Source organism: Terracoccus sp. 273MFTsu3.1 (assembly GCF_000383675.1).
GTDB lineage: Bacteria > Actinomycetota > Actinomycetes > Actinomycetales > Dermatophilaceae > Terrabacter.
The window spans coordinates 159,050-175,154 of record NZ_KB911822.1 but is presented as its reverse complement, the minus strand read 5'-3'; the positions used below and the strand labels follow the sequence as shown (position 1 = coordinate 175,154).

The 16,105-nt window shown below is 73.9% G+C and carries 18 protein-coding genes and 2 riboswitches; of the genes, 10 read left to right on the top strand and 8 right to left on the bottom strand.

Going from position 1 to position 16,105, the window contains the following annotated elements:
- Nucleotides 1-10: 10 nt before the first annotated feature.
- Nucleotides 11-442, bottom strand: coding sequence for a DUF1801 domain-containing protein (locus tag H283_RS0111095; protein ID WP_020143593.1), 432 nt, complete (start codon nucleotides 440-442; stop codon nucleotides 11-13).
- 40 nt (nucleotides 443-482) lie between these two features.
- Between H283_RS0111095 and H283_RS0111090 the strand changes: the two genes are divergently transcribed.
- A complete protein-coding gene (locus H283_RS0111090) occupies nucleotides 483-773 on the top strand; it encodes a DUF1905 domain-containing protein (RefSeq protein WP_020143592.1) in 291 nt (96 codons plus the stop codon).
- An 18-nt stretch (nucleotides 774-791) separates the two neighbouring features.
- Entirely contained in the window at nucleotides 792-1,244 is a 453-nt protein-coding gene (locus H283_RS0111085; RefSeq protein ID WP_020143591.1) for a hypothetical protein, read from the top strand.
- 9 nt (nucleotides 1,245-1,253) lie between these two features.
- Here H283_RS0111085 and H283_RS0111080 read toward each other — a convergent pair whose 3' ends face one another.
- The 5 genes from H283_RS0111080 to H283_RS0111060 form a co-directional block, all read right to left on the bottom strand.
- Complete coding sequence (locus H283_RS0111080; protein WP_020143590.1) at nucleotides 1,254-1,601, bottom strand: hypothetical protein; 348 nt, start codon at nucleotides 1,599-1,601, stop codon at nucleotides 1,254-1,256.
- Nucleotides 1,602-1,657: 56 nt separating this feature from the next.
- Nucleotides 1,658-2,431, bottom strand: a complete 774-nt coding sequence (locus H283_RS0111075; RefSeq protein WP_020143589.1) for a CbtA family protein — start codon at nucleotides 2,429-2,431, stop codon at nucleotides 1,658-1,660.
- A 1-nt stretch (nucleotide 2,432) separates the two neighbouring features.
- Nucleotides 2,433-2,639, bottom strand: a complete 207-nt coding sequence (locus H283_RS0111070) for a CbtB-domain containing protein (RefSeq protein WP_020143588.1) — start codon at nucleotides 2,637-2,639, stop codon at nucleotides 2,433-2,435.
- 29 nt (nucleotides 2,640-2,668) lie between these two features.
- Nucleotides 2,669-2,856, bottom strand: a riboswitch (cobalamin riboswitch).
- Between the two features lie 30 nt (nucleotides 2,857-2,886).
- Nucleotides 2,887-3,651 (bottom strand): precorrin-4 C(11)-methyltransferase, encoded by a 765-nt coding sequence (gene cobM, locus H283_RS0111065; RefSeq protein WP_020143587.1) that lies wholly within the window; start codon nucleotides 3,649-3,651, stop codon nucleotides 2,887-2,889.
- Complete coding sequence (locus H283_RS0111060) at nucleotides 3,648-4,877, bottom strand: bifunctional cobalt-precorrin-7 (C(5))-methyltransferase/cobalt-precorrin-6B (C(15))-methyltransferase (RefSeq protein WP_020143586.1); 1,230 nt, start codon at nucleotides 4,875-4,877, stop codon at nucleotides 3,648-3,650. Before H283_RS0111060 ends, cobM begins: the two co-directional genes overlap by 4 nt.
- A 144-nt stretch (nucleotides 4,878-5,021) precedes the next feature.
- On the opposite strand from H283_RS0111060, the gene H283_RS0111055 reads away from it, so the two are divergent.
- The 8 genes from H283_RS0111055 (at nucleotide 5,022) to H283_RS0111020 (ending at nucleotide 13,775) form a co-directional block, all read left to right on the top strand.
- Nucleotides 5,022-5,531 carry a hypothetical protein gene (locus H283_RS0111055; RefSeq protein WP_020143585.1) on the top strand — a complete coding sequence of 170 codons (510 nt, stop codon included), beginning with the start codon at nucleotides 5,022-5,024 and terminating at the stop codon, nucleotides 5,529-5,531.
- Nucleotides 5,528-6,292, top strand: a complete 765-nt coding sequence (locus H283_RS0111050) for a hypothetical protein (RefSeq protein WP_020143584.1) — start codon at nucleotides 5,528-5,530, stop codon at nucleotides 6,290-6,292. Before H283_RS0111055 ends, H283_RS0111050 begins: the two co-directional genes overlap by 4 nt.
- A 56-nt stretch (nucleotides 6,293-6,348) precedes the next feature.
- Nucleotides 6,349-6,420: riboswitch (cobalamin riboswitch) on the top strand.
- Between the two features lie 80 nt (nucleotides 6,421-6,500).
- A complete protein-coding gene (locus H283_RS0111045) occupies nucleotides 6,501-8,642 on the top strand; it encodes a magnesium chelatase subunit D family protein (RefSeq protein ID WP_020143583.1) in 2,142 nt (713 codons plus the stop codon).
- Entirely contained in the window at nucleotides 8,642-9,253 is a 612-nt protein-coding gene (gene cobO, locus H283_RS0111040) for a cob(I)yrinic acid a,c-diamide adenosyltransferase (RefSeq protein WP_020143582.1), read from the top strand. The genes H283_RS0111045 and cobO overlap by 1 nt, the downstream gene beginning before the upstream one ends.
- Complete coding sequence (locus H283_RS28425) at nucleotides 9,250-10,767, top strand: cobyrinate a,c-diamide synthase (RefSeq protein ID WP_231372265.1); 1,518 nt, start codon at nucleotides 9,250-9,252, stop codon at nucleotides 10,765-10,767. The genes cobO and H283_RS28425 overlap by 4 nt, the downstream gene beginning before the upstream one ends.
- Entirely contained in the window at nucleotides 10,764-11,825 is a 1,062-nt protein-coding gene (cobC, locus tag H283_RS28420) for an Rv2231c family pyridoxal phosphate-dependent protein CobC (protein WP_028785512.1), read from the top strand. Before H283_RS28425 ends, cobC begins: the two co-directional genes overlap by 4 nt.
- Nucleotides 11,815-12,825, top strand: coding sequence for a uroporphyrinogen-III C-methyltransferase (gene cobA, locus H283_RS0111025; protein ID WP_020143581.1), 1,011 nt, complete (start codon nucleotides 11,815-11,817; stop codon nucleotides 12,823-12,825). The genes cobC and cobA overlap by 11 nt, the downstream gene beginning before the upstream one ends.
- Entirely contained in the window at nucleotides 12,822-13,775 is a 954-nt protein-coding gene (locus tag H283_RS0111020) for a cobalamin biosynthesis protein (protein ID WP_028785511.1), read from the top strand. The genes cobA and H283_RS0111020 overlap by 4 nt, the downstream gene beginning before the upstream one ends.
- Nucleotides 13,776-13,840: 65 nt before the next feature.
- On the opposite strand, the gene H283_RS0111015 is transcribed toward H283_RS0111020, so the two are convergent.
- Both H283_RS0111015 and H283_RS0111010 read right to left on the bottom strand, forming a co-directional pair.
- Nucleotides 13,841-14,299 (bottom strand): MOSC domain-containing protein, encoded by a 459-nt coding sequence (locus H283_RS0111015; protein WP_020143579.1) that lies wholly within the window; start codon nucleotides 14,297-14,299, stop codon nucleotides 13,841-13,843.
- A gap of 10 nt (nucleotides 14,300-14,309) precedes the next feature.
- Nucleotides 14,310-16,094 carry a SulP family inorganic anion transporter gene (locus tag H283_RS0111010; protein WP_020143578.1) on the bottom strand — a complete coding sequence of 595 codons (1,785 nt, stop codon included), beginning with the start codon at nucleotides 16,092-16,094 and terminating at the stop codon, nucleotides 14,310-14,312.
- Between the last annotated feature and the right edge of the window lie 11 nt (nucleotides 16,095-16,105).

The following is a 16,105-nucleotide window of genomic DNA, read 5'->3' as shown; positions in this document are numbered from 1 at the left end:
CCCCTCCGGCTCAGCCCGCCTGGTCGCCGGTCATGCCGTCGCGGATCGCCGCCTGGAGCGCATCGGCGTCGACGGCCGAGAGGCGCCTGAACTTGATGCAGTAGCCGGTCACGCTGGCCTTGCCGATCGAGTCCGCGTAGGTGCGCGCGAGGTAGGTCTTGTCCTCCAGGCCGAGCACGTACACGGAGATGCCCGTCGTGTTCGCACTGAGCCCGACGCGGTAGAACTCGCGCGAGGACCCGTCGGCATACGTGATGGTGCGCACGCCGTAGCCGATGTTGGGGTTGGCCACGACCTTGCCCTGCTCGTCCGACCCGTCGATGAACCACAGCCTGCACGCGGGGAACTCTGCGAGCATCCGCGCGTGCAGCTCTCGGAGCTCGGTCTGCTTGGGCTCGGGCTGACCGGCGAGGTAGGCCTCGACCTGCTGAGGAATGTCCATCTCGGTCGAGATGCTAGCGACCTCAGGGCATCCTGTGGGCATGGAGCTGGAGTTCACGGCAGAGGTCTGGGAGTGGCGCGGTCCGTCGCCGTACTACTTCGTCACCGTGCCCGAGGACGAGTCGCAGGCCCTCCATGACGTCGCCCACGTCAGCTACGGCTGGGGCATGATCCCGGTCACCGCACGCATCGGGCGCACCCGGTGGACGACGTCGCTGTGGCCCAAGGACGGCGGCTACGTCGTCCCCCTCAAGGTCGCCGTGCGCCGGGCCGAGGACGTCGAGGAGGGCGACACCGTCGACGTGGGGCTGGACGTCCGCGCCGACCCGTGACGCGGCATGCTGGATCCCATGGATGACGAGACCACCCTCGACGACGAGACCCGACCGGGCATCGACCCGCCGGCGGACGACGCCTTCACCGACCACTTCACGAGCCCGATCTACGACGACCCCGCCGGGGAGTTCACGCCCTTCGGCACCGACGAGGGCGCGGACCTCCTGGCCGAGTGGGCGGCCCGCGCCGACGAGCTCAGCCCGACGTCGACCGTCCGCGACCTGCTCGCCGAGGGCTTCGACGAGCCGTCCGACGTCGACGGCATGCTCGCCGAGCTCGACGACGAGGACGGGGTCGACGCCGCGACCATCGTCGTCGGTGCCGGCTTCACGCTGCTGCGCCTCACCGGACAGATCGACGACGAGGGCCGCGCCGCCGTGCTCCGTGCCCTCGCTGCGCTCGAGTCCTTCTACGGTGAGCAGCCCGACCTGAGCCGGATGCGCGACGACCTGGAGTCCTTCGTCTGACCGCCGTCCTCAGACATCGGTCCACGTCAGCGACAGCCCGCTCGGCGCGAAGACCCGGTCGTCGAGGCTCGCAGGCACCGGCGCCACACCGGGACCGCCGAGCGCGACCCACTCGGTGATCGCGTCGACCGCCGCCTGGTCGAGCACCGCGCGCACCCACACGGGGCGCCCACCGGCGCGGCGACCGGCCACCGACGGCGTCACGACGACGACGTTCGACTCGTCGCACGCGAGCAGGCACGCGCTCCGCAGCACTCGGGCGCTCCCCCGGGTGTCGACCTCGAGCCGGGCCAGGAGCCCGTCGTGGTCGACCCCGGGGTGCTTGCGTTCCGTGCCGCAGCAGCAGTCACGACACACGCGGACGATGCACGTGCGTGCGGAATCGCTGTCAGCAGAGGCGTTTGCGTATGCCGTCACGCCGCCACGGGCTCGAGAGCCCGCTTGGGTGCCGCGACCCGTTCCAGGAGCAGCCCGAAGACGAGACCCAACGTGAGCCACATCGTCGCGAGCTGCGCCAGGGACGCGAGCCGGAAGTCCCAGATCAGGGCCGCAGGCACGTCGGCAGGCACTGCATCGGGCGAGCCCGGCACGAGCGCCAGCACGAGGACGACGAGGACGACCGTCGCGACGACGTCGACGGCCCACCGCGTCGACGGCACCGTCCCACGCGCCGCGAGGCGCTGGTCGAGCACCGGCACGAGCAGGGCGATCGCGACCCCGAGGAGGAGGACGAGGGCATACAGCATCGTGCGCTGCCCGACCGTCTCCGGGTCGCCGACCGCCGGCGGGTTCGACGGGATCTTCAGTGCCGGAAGGAGACTGACGGCTCCGAAGCCGATCGTGGCGAGCACCATCGAGCGGCCGAAGTCGCCCCGACCGGGGAGCCGCTCGCGCATCCTGGCGAAGACGACGGCGAAGATGATGCCGACAGCGACGCCGACGAGGACCGCCGTGACGGCGCCACCGACGACCTGGGCGGCCCGCGACACGAGCGGCTCATCGCCACCGTGGGCCGGCAGGCCGGCGGGCGCCGACTGGCCACCGTGCATCGAGCGCAGGTCCTCGATGGCGAGGGCTCGCCGGATGACGGGCTCGACGACGAGCCAGATGACGACGGCGGCCGTGAGACCTGCGGACACGCCGGCAAGGACTCCGCGCCGCAGCACGGAGCCGAAGCTCAGGCCCACCTCAGTGGCAGGGGACGCCGAGAGCGTGACGCGCGTCGTGCGTCAGCTCGTGGAGCATCTGCGCAGCGGGCGCGCTGAGCAGGGCCCCGTTCTCCTGCGAGACGAAGTAGAGCGCGAAGACCGCGAACGCGAGCAGGGCCCACGCCCAGACCGGGACGCGGACACTCGTGGACGGGGAGACGGCAGACGCCGATGCAGCAGTGGTCATGGCAGATTGACCCTTTCGTTCCATGCCTCGTGGACAGATCGCGCCGCAGCCGGTCTCCTGGCTTCCAGATCGTCACGCCTCCCCAGCCTTCCCAGCGACCCGGCGTCAACCTGAGGTCACCAGTGGCGAATGGTGGGGACTTGCTCCCTGGTCACAGTGGCGAGGACCACGTCGGAATCACACCGACTTCCCGTGCACTGCGGCACTCGCATCCTGACACAGCCCGTCCGGACACGCCACGGGGACCCTAGGCGCCCGGCGTGTTTCGGGTGATCCGCGTGCCGTAGAGGTGCGACTCGACGAAGTCGTCGGTGTCGCGCGCGGCGAGCGCGCGTCCGACGAGGATGACCGCGGCCTGGCGCAGACCGGCGGCCTCGACCTGGTCGGCGATGTCGGCCAGCGTGCCGCGCAGCACGAGCTGGTCGGGCTGCTCGGCGTTGGCGACGACGACCACGGGGCAGTCGTCGCCGTAGTCGCCGACGAGCGACGCCATGAGCTCGCGCGTGCGTCGGATCGCGAGGTGCAGCACGAGCGTGGCCCGGGACCGCGCGAACTGGGCGAGCGACTCCGTCTCGGGCATCTGCGTCGAGTCGCGGTGCGCCCGGGTCAGCACGACGGACTGCGCGACCTCGGGAACCGTCAGCTCGCGGCCGATGAGGGCTGCCGCGGCGGCGTACGCGGGAACGCCGGGCGTCACGTCCCACGGCACGCCCGCCTGGTCGAGTCGCCGGGTCTGCTCGGCGACGGCGGAGTAGAGGGACGGGTCGCCGGAGCAGAGCCGCGCCACGTCGTGACCGGCCGCATGGGCGCGGACGCAGTGCTCGGTGATGGTGTCGAGATCGAGGTGCTGGGTGTCGACGAGCTCAGCCCCCTCCGGGCAGTGCGCGAGCACCTCCGGCCCGATGTAGGTGCCGGCATACAGACACACCTGCGCCTCCCCGACGAGGCGCACCGCACGGAGCGTCAGCAGGTCGGCGGCACCCGGGCCCGCACCGATGAAGTGGACCGTCATGCATCAGTCTCCGAATCCGTCTGTGTCACAGGTTTCTCCACCGACCACTGCACGATCGACCGCGCCGGCTTCCAGCCGTGAAGCGACCCGATCGCGTCGAGGTCCTCGACGGCGATCCGGGTCATCGACCCACCGAACCGGGCCCGGGCCTCGTGGAGAAGCACCTCGGTCTCGACCGTGACGCCGTGGACGACGAGCCGTCCCCCCGGCACGAGCGCCGCCCAGCACGCCTCGAGCAGTGGGCCCGTGGCTCCACCGCCGACGAAGACGGCGTCCGGGAGGGGCAGCTCCGCGACCGCGTCCATCGACGCCGCCTCGACGACCTGCACCCCGGGCACCCCGAGCGCACGGGCGTTGCGCCGCACCCGCTCGGCCCGCTCCGTGTCGCGCTCGACGGCGTGGACCTCGTTGCGCGGGTGCTGCCGCGCGAACTCGATGCCGACCGACCCGGCGCCGGCGCCGAGGTCCCACATGACGTCGCCGGGCTGGGGGGCGAGGTGGGCCAGCGCGGCCGCCCGCACGACGCGCTTCGTCAGCTGTCCGTCGTGGTCGTATGCCGTCTCGCCGAGCCCCGGCACGAGTGACCTCGCGCTCCGCGCCGGGCGGGGCTCGCACTCGACGCAGACGAGGTGCAGACGAGGGGCGGGACGGCCGTCCCACGATGCGGCCACCCCGTCGATCCGGGACTCTGCCGGCGAGCCGAGGTCGCCGAGCACCGTGAGCCGGCTGCCGGCATACCCCTCCTCGACGAGCAGGGAGGCGATGCGCGCGGGGGCGTCGTCGCCCGACGTCAGCACGACGAGCCGGGCCCGCGGAGCCAGGTCGCGACGCAGCCGGTCGACGTCTCGCCCCACGAGGGTCACGACGTCGGAATCCTCCGCGGCCCAACGCATCCGGGCTCGGGCGAGGGCAACCGACGAGACACCAGGGTGGATGCGCACCGCCTCGGCACCCAGCTCACGCACGAGGGTCGACCCGATGCCCGAGACGAGCGGGTCCCCGCTCGCGAGCACGACGACCCGACCCGTGCCGGCGTCGTCGAGCACGCGCCGCAGGGCCGGGAGCAAGGGCGACGGCCATGGCACGAGGCGCCGGCCCGGACGGACCTCGAGCATCGCGAGATGCCGCTCACCGCCGACGACGACCTCGGCCTCGTCGACGATCCGGCGACCGTCGGGGCCGAGGGACTCCAGCCCGGACGCACCCACGCCGACCACCTCGATCACAGCGGCGACCCTAGCGCGACGATCCGGTGGCATTCGTTATGACCGTTCCGGCCCGATTCGCCCCACCCCGGCCCCATGATGTCTATCGCACGTCGTCGGGGGACGGCTGGCACCCAGATGGCGACGCAGGGGAGGAACACCCAGATGACCGACGTCCACCCGGGCTCGGGGCAGGTCCCGACGCCCCGACTGAGGACGATGAGCGTGCGCGGGGGCACCGTGTCGTTCGCCGTGCCCGAGCACTGGGTCGCGATCGAGCTCTCGCCGGACGGGGACGTCGTCGCGGCCGTCGAGCCGGACGACTCCGACCGCTTCCGGACCAACGTCGTCCTCACGTTCGCCGACGTGCAGGGCTCGCTCGCCGAGTGGCAGCGCACGACGCAGCACCTGGAGTCGCAGGAGCTCGACGGCTACCTCCTCCTCGACCACGAGGAGATCACCGTGGGCGGCCACGTGGGGCTGCGCCGGCTGACGACCCACTCGACCCCTGCTCACGAGTCCGTGACCACCGAGTCGTGGACGACCCTCGTCGACGGCACGGGCATCACGCTGACCGCCCGCGTCGCCACCCTCCGACTCACGCGGCTGGCACCCGTCCTCGACGCCGTCGCGGCCAGCCTCGTCATGCGCACCGACGGTCTGGTGCCCGCATGAGCGTGACGTTCGACGCCTCGACCACCCGGCTGCGGCTCGACGCCGACGCCTTCATCACCCTCGTGGAGTACGCCACCGACCCCGAGGGCGCGTGCGAGGACGTCGTGGAGCGCCTCAGCGACGCCGGCGCGGTCGCCGACGGCGCCCCGCACCCCGTCCTGCGCAACGCCCTGGCCGCCGTCACCAGCTCGCTCGGCTCGCTCCAGGTGCTCGTCACCGGGCCCGACGGAGTGCGCCTCCACCAGGCCTGGGTCGCCTTCGTCAGCGCCATGCTCACCGACCTCGCGGACGGCACCTACGACTTCGCGGCGCTGAGCACCGAGTTCGTGCCGACGACGATCGCGCAGCTGACCGGGCTGCAGGCCCGGCCCCGTCTCGACGCGGCGTCCGCCGTCGTCGACGAGTCGCTGCTCGACGACCTCGCCTCCAACTCCGTGGCCGCCCGCACCGCCGGCAGCGAGGCCCTCGCCGACCTGCTCGCCCCGTGGCCCCGCGCCAGCGCGGCCGTGCGTGCCGGACGGTGGCAGCTGTCGGTCGTCGACATCGCCTTCCAGGCCCGGGACCGCACCGTCGTGCGTCGCCTCGCATGGGTCGACGTCGACGCCGGACTGCTGCGGGTCGAGGCCGACGAGCACGGTCCGGCGCTGGTGCCGACCACGTCGACCGCCGTGTGGCGGGCCATCGTGTCGATCCTGCCGACCGACGCAGAGACCGACGCCCAGACGGGCACCGGGACCGACGCCTCGGCGCAGTCGGCCTGAGCCGCCGGGCGCCGCACCCCTGAGACGTGGCAGACTGCCGCTGGCGACTGGGAGAGGAATCCGGTGCGAATCCGGAGCGGTCCCGCCACTGTGAACCTCCGACCACGCGGTCGGCGGAAGCCAGGGCATCTCCCGTCGCTGGTCGCGCCCGCCGGGCGCGTCCGGTCCACCGACGCGGGCGCGGCACCCGCAGGAGGCTCGCAGTCACATGCGCGACGGCTCGAACGACGTCCCGAACGACCCGGACCAGCACGGGTCACCACCTGACACCTTCCCCTTCTCGGCCGTGGTCGGCTCCGACGACCTGGCCCTCGCGCTCGTCCTCACGGCGGTCTCGCCCGAGGTGGGCGGGGTGCTCGTGCGCGGCGAGAAGGGCACGGCCAAGTCGACGATGGTGCGCGGCCTCGCCGCCGTGCTCCCCCGCCAGCAGGTCGTCGCCGGCTGCCGCTTCGGCTGCGCCCCGGGCGACGGCGCCGGATGCCCCGACGGGCCGCACGACCCGCACGCCGAGATCGACACCCGGGCGGCCCGCCTCGTCGAGCTGCCGATCGGCGCCACCGAGGACCGCGTCGTCGGCTCGCTCGACCTCGAGCGGGCGCTGGGACGCGGCGAGACGGCATACCAGCCGGGTCTGCTCGCGGCCGCGAACCGCGGCATCCTCTACGTCGACGAGGTCAACCTCCTCCACGACCACCTCGTCGACCTGCTGCTCGATGCGGCGGCCATGGGCCGCAACACCGTCGAGCGCGACGGGGTCTCGGTCTCGCACGCCGCACGGCTCGTCCTCGTCGGGACGATGAACCCCGAGGAGGGCGAGCTGCGCCCGCAGCTGCTAGACCGCTTCGGGCTGACCGTCGAGGTCGCCGCGCCCCGGGAGCCCGCGCTGCGCGCCGAGGTCGTACGCCGACGGCTGGCCTTCGACGCGTCGCCGGTTGCGTTCGCGGCCCGGTTCGAGGGCGACCAGGAGGCGCTGCGCGCCCGGATCGCCGACGCGCGGTCGCGGGTCGGCGACGTCACCCTGACGGACGAGATGCTGACCCGGATCGCGGTCGTCTGCGCCGGCTTCGAGGTCGACGGTCTGCGCGCCGACATCGTCACGGCCCGCACCGCCGTCGCCCACGCGGCCTGGTCGGGCCGCACCGTGGTCACCGTCGCCGACGTCCGGGCAGCGGCGCGGCTGGCACTGCCGCACCGCCGGCGACGCAACCCCTTCGACTCCCCCGGGATCGAGGAGGACCTCCTCGACGAGCTCCTCGGCGACGACGAGCCGAATCCCGAACCGGATCCGGAGAATGATCCGGAGCGGGATCCGGAGCCGGATCCGGGCCCGGGTGACGGCGGGGAGCCGCAGCCGAAGCCCCACGACGGCGAGGCCAGACCGAGCACGTCGCCGGAGACGGGACGGGCCGACGGGCCAGAGTCGCCGCGCCAGCCCGAGCCCCAGCGCGCCGAGCTCGAGCCGGAGGCCGACGGCGACGGCGGCGACGGCGGCGACGGCGACGAGGGCGGTGAGCGCGAGGTACCCGCGGCCTCGGCAGTGAGTGCGGCCGACGAGCCGTACCGTGCGAAGCTGCTGCGCGCCAAGGGAATCGGACAGGGCGACCCGGGGCGCCGGTCGTCCGCCCTGACGAGCGCCGGACGCCGCGTCGGCTCGACGACCGCCCGCACTGGTCCGGTCCACGTGCCGGCGACGATCCGCGCGGCCGCGGCCCGAGGCGCCACGGGCGAGCCGTCGCGACGCCTGCGCGTGCTGCCCGGCGACCTGCGCCGCTCGGTCCTGCAGGGCCGGGAGTCCAACCTCGTGCTGCTCTGCGTCGACGCGTCCGGGTCGATGGCCGCCCGCACGCGCATGGAGGCCGTGAAGTCGGCGGTGCTCTCGCTGCTCCTCGACGCCTACCAGCGACGCGACAAGGTCGGTCTCGTGACCTTCCGCGGGTCCGGCGCCGAGCTCACCCTGCCGCCGACCGGTTCGGTCGACATCGCCGCCCGGCGGCTTCGCGACCTCCCCCACGGCGGACGGACACCGCTCGCGGAAGGGCTCGGGACGGCATACGACACGTTGCGCGTCGAGCGCCTGCGCGACCCGAACCGGCGCGCGCTCCTCGTCGTCGTCACGGACGGCCGGGCCACGAGCGGCGCCGACGCGCTGGGCCGTGCCGCGCGCGTCGCCACCCGGCTGCGCGGCGAAGGGGTCGAGAGCGTCGTCCTCGACTGCGAGTCGGGGCGCTTCCGGATGGGGCTGGCGGCCCGGCTTGCCGAGCACCTCGGCGCCGAGCACCTGCCCGTCGGCGAGCTCGCCGCCTCGGCCATCGTCGGCGCCGCGCACGCCTCCCGCGAGCGGGCCGCCTGATGCGCGGCCAGCCGACGACCGTCCCCGAGGACGGCCTCACGACGCGCCAGCGGCGCAACCGCCCCCTGCTCATCGTCAACACCGGCGACGGCAAGGGGAAGTCGACCGCCGCCTTCGGTCTGGCGCTCCGCGGCTGGAACCAGGGCTGGTCGGTCGGCGTGTTCCAGTTCGTCAAGAGCGCGAAGTGGCGCATCGGCGAGCAGACCGCCGTCGAGACCCTCGCCGAGCTGCATCGCGAGACCGGCAAGGGCGGTCCGATGGAGTGGCACAAGATGGGCGCCGGCTGGTCCTGGACCCGCAAGGAGGGCACCGAGGACGACCACGCCGAGGCGGCTCGCGAGGGGTGGGCCGAGATCAAGCGCCGGCTCGCCGCCGAGACGCACGCGGTCTACGTGCTCGACGAGTTCACCTACCCGATGGCGTGGGGGTGGATCGACGTCGACGACGTTGTCGCGAGTCTCCGCGACCGACCGGGCCACCAGCACGTCGTCATCACCGGACGTCGCTGCCCGCAGGCCGTCCTCGACCTCGCCGACCTCGTGACCGAGATGACCAAGGTCAAGCACCCGTTCGACGCGGGCCAGAAAGGACAGCGAGGGATCGAGTGGTGAGCGCCTTCAGCAACGCCGTCGACGCCGCCGTCACCTCCGCGGTGGGCACCGCCCTCGGTCGGCTCCCGGCAACGCCCGACGTGCCCGGCGCCACCGCCCTCCCTCGACTCGTCGTGGCCGCGCCCGGATCGGGACACGGCAAGACCACCGTGGCCACCGGGCTCATGGCCGCGCTGCGCGCCCGGGGGCTCGGGGTCTCGGGCTTCAAGGTCGGGCCGGACTTCATCGACCCCGGCTACCACGCGCTCGCCACGGGCCGACCCGGGCGCAACCTCGACCCGTTCCTCTGCGGCCAGGACCAGGTGGCGCCGCTCCTCGTGCACGGCGCGACCGCCGGCGGACCGACCGACGTCGCCGTGGTCGAGGGGGTCATGGGCCTCTTCGACGGGCGGATCGGCGGCGACGGCTACGCCTCGACCGCGCACGTCGCGACGCTGACCCGCACGCCGGTCGTGCTCGCCCTCGACGTCAGCCACATGACGCGCACCGCGGCTGCGATCGTCCACGGCCTCGCGACCTTCGAGCCCGGGGTCCGCGTCGCCGGGGTCGTCCTCAACAAGGCTGCGTCGGGCCGGCACACGCGCGAGGTCTGGTCGGCACTCGAGGCCACCGGCGTCCCGGTCCTCGGCGTGCTGCCGCGCGACGCCGGCATCGAGGCGCCGTCGCGTCACCTCGGCCTCGTGCCCGCTGCCGAGCGCGAGGAGGCCGCCCGGTCGGTGCGGCTGCTCGCCGAGCGCGTGGCCGAGCACGTCGACCTCGACGCGGTGCTGTCGATCGCCCGGTCGGCACCCGACCTCGAGGTCCCGGCGTGGGAGGCCGCCACCGTCCTCGGCGAGGCAGCCCGGCCGGCCTCGACCGGGCGGCGTCCCGTCGTCGCCGTCGCAGGCGGCCGTGCCTTCACCTTCCGCTACGCGGAGACCGACGAGCTGCTCCGGGCCGCGGGCCTCGAGCCGGTCGTCTTCGACCCGCTCCACGCCCGGTCGCTGCCCGCGGGCACGGCCGGGCTCTACCTCGGCGGCGGCTTCCCCGAGGTCCACGCCGAGGACCTGTCCGCGAACTCCGTCCTGCGTCAGGACATCCTCGATGCCGTCAACCGCGGACTGCCGACCGTGGCCGAGTGCGCGGGCATGCTCTACCTCTCCGAGTCCGTCGACGGCCACGAGATGGTCGGCGCCATCCCGACGGTGGGGGCGATGGGCCCTCGCCTCACCTTGGGCTACCGCACCGCGATCGCTCCGGGCGACTCGGTGCTCGGGGTGGCCGGCACCCGCGTGACGGGGCACGAGTTCCACCGGACGACCGTGGGCGGCGAGCAGCGGCCCAGCTCGGCGGCCTGGCTGCTGGACGGGACACCCGACGGCTTCGCCCTCGACCCCGCCGGCACCGGGCGCGCCACCCTGCACGCGTCCTACCTCCACACGCACTGGGCGGGTCACCCCCGGCTGGCCGCCCGCTTCGCCGAAGCCGTCCACGCGTATGCCGCCATGGCCGCACCGCGCCGGAGGGCGTCGTGAGCGGGCACGTCGACCTGCACCACCACGGCGACCGTGACGCGGCCGCAGGCCTGCTCGACCTCGCCGTCAACGTGCGGCTGCCTGCGCCGCCGCCGTGGCTCGCCGACGTCATCGCGGACTCGCTGCACGACCTCGGGAGATACCCGGACCCGGCGCCGGCGGTCGCCGCCATCGCGCGGCGGCACCGCGTCGACCCCGAGTGCGTGCTGCCGACCGCCGGCGGGGCCGAGGCGTTCACGCTCGTCGCCCGCGCGGTCGCGGGCCGTCGCCCGGTCGTCGTGCACCCGCAGTTCACCGAGCCCGAGGCAGCCCTCGTCGCTGCCGGTCGCCGGGTCGACCGGTGCCTGCTGCAGCACGAGGACGGCTTCCGCCTCGACCCGTCGTCCTTCGCCCCGTCGGGGATGCATGCCGACGCCGACCTCGTCGTCGTCGGCAACCCGACGAACCCCACGGGTGTGCTGCACCCCGCTGGCGACGTGCGGTCGCTGCGCCGGAGCGGCCGCGTCGTCGTCGTCGACGAAGCCTTCATGGACGCCGTGCCGGGAGAGCCGGAGTCGGTCGTCAGCCCCGACCTCGAGGGCCTCATCGTCGTCCGGTCGCTGACGAAGACGTGGGGCCTGGCCGGTCTGCGCGCCGGCTACGTCGTCGGCGATCCCGCGCTCGTCGCCGTCCTCCGGGGCGTGCAGCCGCCGTGGTCGGTCTCGAGCCCGGCCCTCGCCGCCACGGTCGCGTGCCTCTCCGAGCGCGCCGTCGCCGAGGCCGAGGCAGCGGCCGTCTCCTTCGCGGGCGACCGTGCGGTGCTCGTGCGCGAGCTCGCCGGCGTCGGGCTCCGCACCGCGGCCCCGTCGGCAGCGCCCTTCGTCCTCGTGGACACGAGCCCGCTCGGCTCAGGGTCCGTCCGCGAGGACCTCGCCCACCTCGGTTTCGCCGTGCGCCGGGGTGAGACGTTCCCCGGCCTCGGCCCGACGTGGATCCGGCTCGCCGTGCGCGACCCCGACACCTCACGCCGCATCGCCGCGGCGCTCGACGACCTGAGGAGAGTGCGTCATGTCGCCTGAGCTGAGCTTCTCCGGCCTCTCGGTCCTCGTCGCGCGCATCGCACCGCACTCGGTCGCGACCGTCCACGCGCTCCTGCGGGACGGGGCCCGCGTGACCGTCGCCGCGAAACTGGACGACCTGCCCACCTCGCTGCGCGACCTCGCCGAACGCGGACTCGTCACGCTCGCCCCGCAGGCCGACCCGACGGCATACGACGTCGTCCTCCGCGGTGACCCGTCGACGTCTCCCGCGCCGATCCCGGAAACCGCTGTGGCAGAGGGCGATCCCGTGGTCGGGACGGTGACGCTCCTCGGTGGCGGCCTCGGCGACCCCGGCCTGCTGACGGTCGCCGGCATCGAGGCCATCCGCCAGGCCGACGTCGTCGTCCACGACCGGCTCGCGCCGCTCAGCGCGCTGCGGCACGCCAGGGACGACGTGCGGGTCGTCGACGTCGGCAAGATCCCACGCGGCGACTTCACACCCCAGGATCGGATCAACGACCTCCTCGTCGAGCACGCCCTCGCCGGTCGGAACGTCCTGCGCTTCAAGGGTGGCGACAACTTCGTCTTCGGTCGCGGTGGTGAGGAGGCCGAGGCCTGCGCGGCGCGCGGCATCCCCGTCGTCGTCATCCCGGGCATCTCCTCGAGCATCGCCGCACCGGCCCTCGCCGGCATCCCCGTCACCCACCGCAGCCTCGTGCAGGGATTCACCGTCGTCAGCGCCCACGTGCCGCCGGGCGACCCGCGCAGCACGCTCGACTGGGGGGCCATCGCGCGGAGCCGCACGACGATCGTCGTGCTCATGGGCGTCGCCACGCTGGGAGCGGTCGCCGAGACCCTCGTCGCCGAGGGTCTCTCGCCGCAGACCCCTGCAGCGGTCGTGGCCGACGCGGGGCTGCCGAGCATGCGAACGGTCCGAGCCCCCCTGTGCGACATCGACGCCAGCGCCCGTGGTGCCGGGCTCGGCGCCCCTGCCGTCGTCGTCATCGGTGACGTCGCAGCCCTCGACGTCCTGAGATGAGCCGATCCCTCGGGATGGTCCTCGGTTGGGTCCTCGACCAGACGTTCGGGGACCCGCGGCGCTGGCACCCCGTGGCCGGGTTCGGCTCGGCCGCAACGGCGCTCGAGCAGCGGACGTATGCCGTCAGGCGGGCTCGCGGCGTCGTGCACGTCGCGCTGCTCGTGGGAGCCGCCACCGGCCTCGGCGTCATGGCCGAGCGGTCGACTCGGCGCAGCGACGTCGCCCACACCCTCGTGACCGCCGCGGCGACGTGGGCCGTGCTCGGCGGTCGGTCGCTGACTCGTGAGGCGACGACCATCGACGGCCAGCTGGGTCGGGGCGACCTCGAGGCCGCCCGAGGCCAGGTGCGCAACCTCGTCGGGCGGGACACGACGCGGCTCGACGGCGACGAGGTCGCCCGCGCCTGCATCGAGTCCCTCGCCGAGAACACGTCGGATGCCGTCGTGGCGCCGCTCCTGTGGGGCGGCCTGCTCGGCGTCCCCGGCCTGCTCGGCTACCGCGCCGTCAACACGCTCGACGCGATGGTCGGCCACCGCAACGACCGCTACCGCGAGTTCGGGTGGGCCGCAGCGAGGCTCGATGACGTCGTCAACTGGGTCCCGGCGCGGGTCGCGGCCGCGCTGGCCCTGGCGAGCGCCGAGTCGAGGGAGAGAGCCGCCGCCGGCTGGGCGGCGATCCGGCGTGACGCCCCTGCCCACCCGAGCCCGAACGGCGGCGTCGTCGAGGCTGCCTTCGCCGGCGTGCTCGGGGTGCGGCTCGGCGGCTCGAACAGCTACGGCGGCGAGATCGAGGACCGCGGCACCCTCGGCGACGGCCCCGCTGCCCGCGCCCCGGACATCGCCCCGGCCGCCCGCCTCGCGCGGCGCGTCTCGGCCGGCTCCCTCGCCGTCGCGGTGGCCATCACCGCCGCCACGACAACCCGCCATCTGGTGCGCCGTCGCGGGGCCTGACGCCTGCCGGCCCCATCAAGCCGCCACGTGGCGGCTTGTCGCGGTGTGGCACACACCAGGAGCGCTCAGGGAGAGAGGTCGACCTCGTCGCCGACGCCGATCGTCCCGGACGTCAGCAGCCGGAAGACCGTCCCGGCCCGCGCGTGCAGCGCCCGCGCCGCGCCCGGGCCGAGGGTGTCGTCGAGGAGCCGGCAGGGCGAGGCGATGCACACGACCTCGAGCTCGACGTCGCCGATGGCGATGCGGGCGCCCGGCGTCGTCGGGATCGCGCCGCCGGAGATCGTCAGGTTGCGACGCGTCAGGCCCGGGTCGACCGGACGGCCGAGGTCGGCAGCGGCGGCCTCGAGGTCGGGCAGCGACTGGATCGTCACGTGCCGGTGCCTGCTGCCGTGGTAGCGGTCACCCACGAGCCCGGCCCCGGCGTCGGCCTCGACGCTCGGCACCGAGCGCGTCGGCAGCCGACGACCCTTGGCGACGTGGATCGAGACGACGGTCGGCGGCGCGGCGGGCGGGTCGTGGTGCATGCCGGCAAGGCTAGGCGTCCGGCTCCGGCTGGGCCGGCACGGGTGGGATGCGTAGCCCCGGCGGCCCGGAGCCGTGCTCGCGCTCGTACCACGCGGCATACGCGGCGACAGCGGTCGGCAGGGTCGGGAAGACGACGTCCGCCCCGACCTTCTCGAGGAAGCCACCCGCCTCGAGCGAGAGCCGCATGTCCTCCTTGACGCGCGCCATGGCGAAGCGGATCTCCCGGTTCGCCAGCGTGGAGCGGAGGGTCTCGAGCGCGTCGACGGCCGTGAGGTCGACCTCTGTGTTGGCCTCGGCGTTGAGCAGGAACCACTCGACCCGAGCGTGACGAGACGCCTCGTCGACGACCCTGAGGGCACGACTCACGAAGTCGTCGGAGTTGGCGAAGAAGAGGGGCGAGTCGTAGCGGTAGACGACGAGTCCGGGCACCTGGACGGCGTTCGGGTGGTCGTCGATGTCGTGCATGCCGGCGACGTCGGGCACGTAGCCGAGCACCCCGTCGTGCGGGTGGACGATGCGGCGCAGCAGGTCGAGCACCGAGAGCGCGATCGCCGCCCCGATGCCGGGCAGCACCCCGAAGAGGAGCACGGCGACGGTCGTCGCGAGCGCCAGCACGAGCTCGCTGCGCCGGAACGCGCCGATGCGCCGCATCTCGGCGATGTCGACGAGGCGGATCGCGGCGTAGACGACGACGGCGCCGAGGGCCGCGGTCGGGAAGGCGGCGATGACCGGCCCGAGCCAGAGCAGGGTCGCGATGACGAGGACGAGCGAGACGAGGGAGTGCAGCTGGGTGCGCGCGCCCATCGAGTCGGCGATGACGGTGCGGCTGCCGCTCGAGCTGATCGGGAAGCCCTGCAGCAGGCCGGTCGCGACGTTGGCACCACCCAGGGCCAGGAACTCTTGGTCGCTGTCGATGGTCTCGCGGTGGCGACCGGCGAAGGCCCGGCCGGTCAGCACGTTGTCCGAGTAGGCGACGACCGCGACGCCCAGGGCCGCGGGGAGCAGGGCCCACACGTCGACGTCGGACACGTCGGGCAGCGCGAACGACGGGAGCCCCTGCGGCACCGGGCCGACGAGCGTGATCCCGAAGCGGTCGGCGAGGTCGAGGACGGCGACGACCACCGTCGACCCGAGCATCGCGATGAGCGGGCCCGGCCACAACGGCGCGAAACGCTGGAAGGCGAAGAGCACGACGAGCACGCCGAGCGACAGCAGCACGGTCGGCGCGTGGACGTCGCCGAGGTGCGTGACGGCATACCTCACCTCCTGGAGGAAGGAGTCGCCCTCCACGTCGAGCCCGGTCACCTTGCCGAGCTGGCTGACGATCATGAGCGCCGCGATGCCGGCCATGTAGCCGACGAGCACCGGCTTCGACAGCAGGTCGGAGAGGAAGCCGAGTCGCGTCACGAAGCCGACGAGGCAGATGAGCCCGACGGCGATCGCGAGGAGCGCAGCCATCTCCTGGCGCATCGCCATGCCGCCGCCTGCGGTCACGAGTGCGCCCACGCCGGCAGCCGTCATGAGCGCGGTCGTCGACTCCGGCCCGACGGACAGCTGTCGCGACGACCCGAGCACCGCGTAGACGAGCAGGCCAGGCCCCACGGCCCACAGCCCGCTGACCGCCGGGAGTCCGGCCACCTCGGCGTAGGCGAGGACCTGCGGCACGAGGTAGGCGGCGACCGTGATGCCGCCGAGCACGTCGCCGCGCAACCACACCTTGTCGTAGCGGCGCAGCACCGCCACACCCGGGAGCAGCCGCTCCCACCGCGCCCGCTGCTGCAGGTCCGCCGTCACCTCTCGAACCT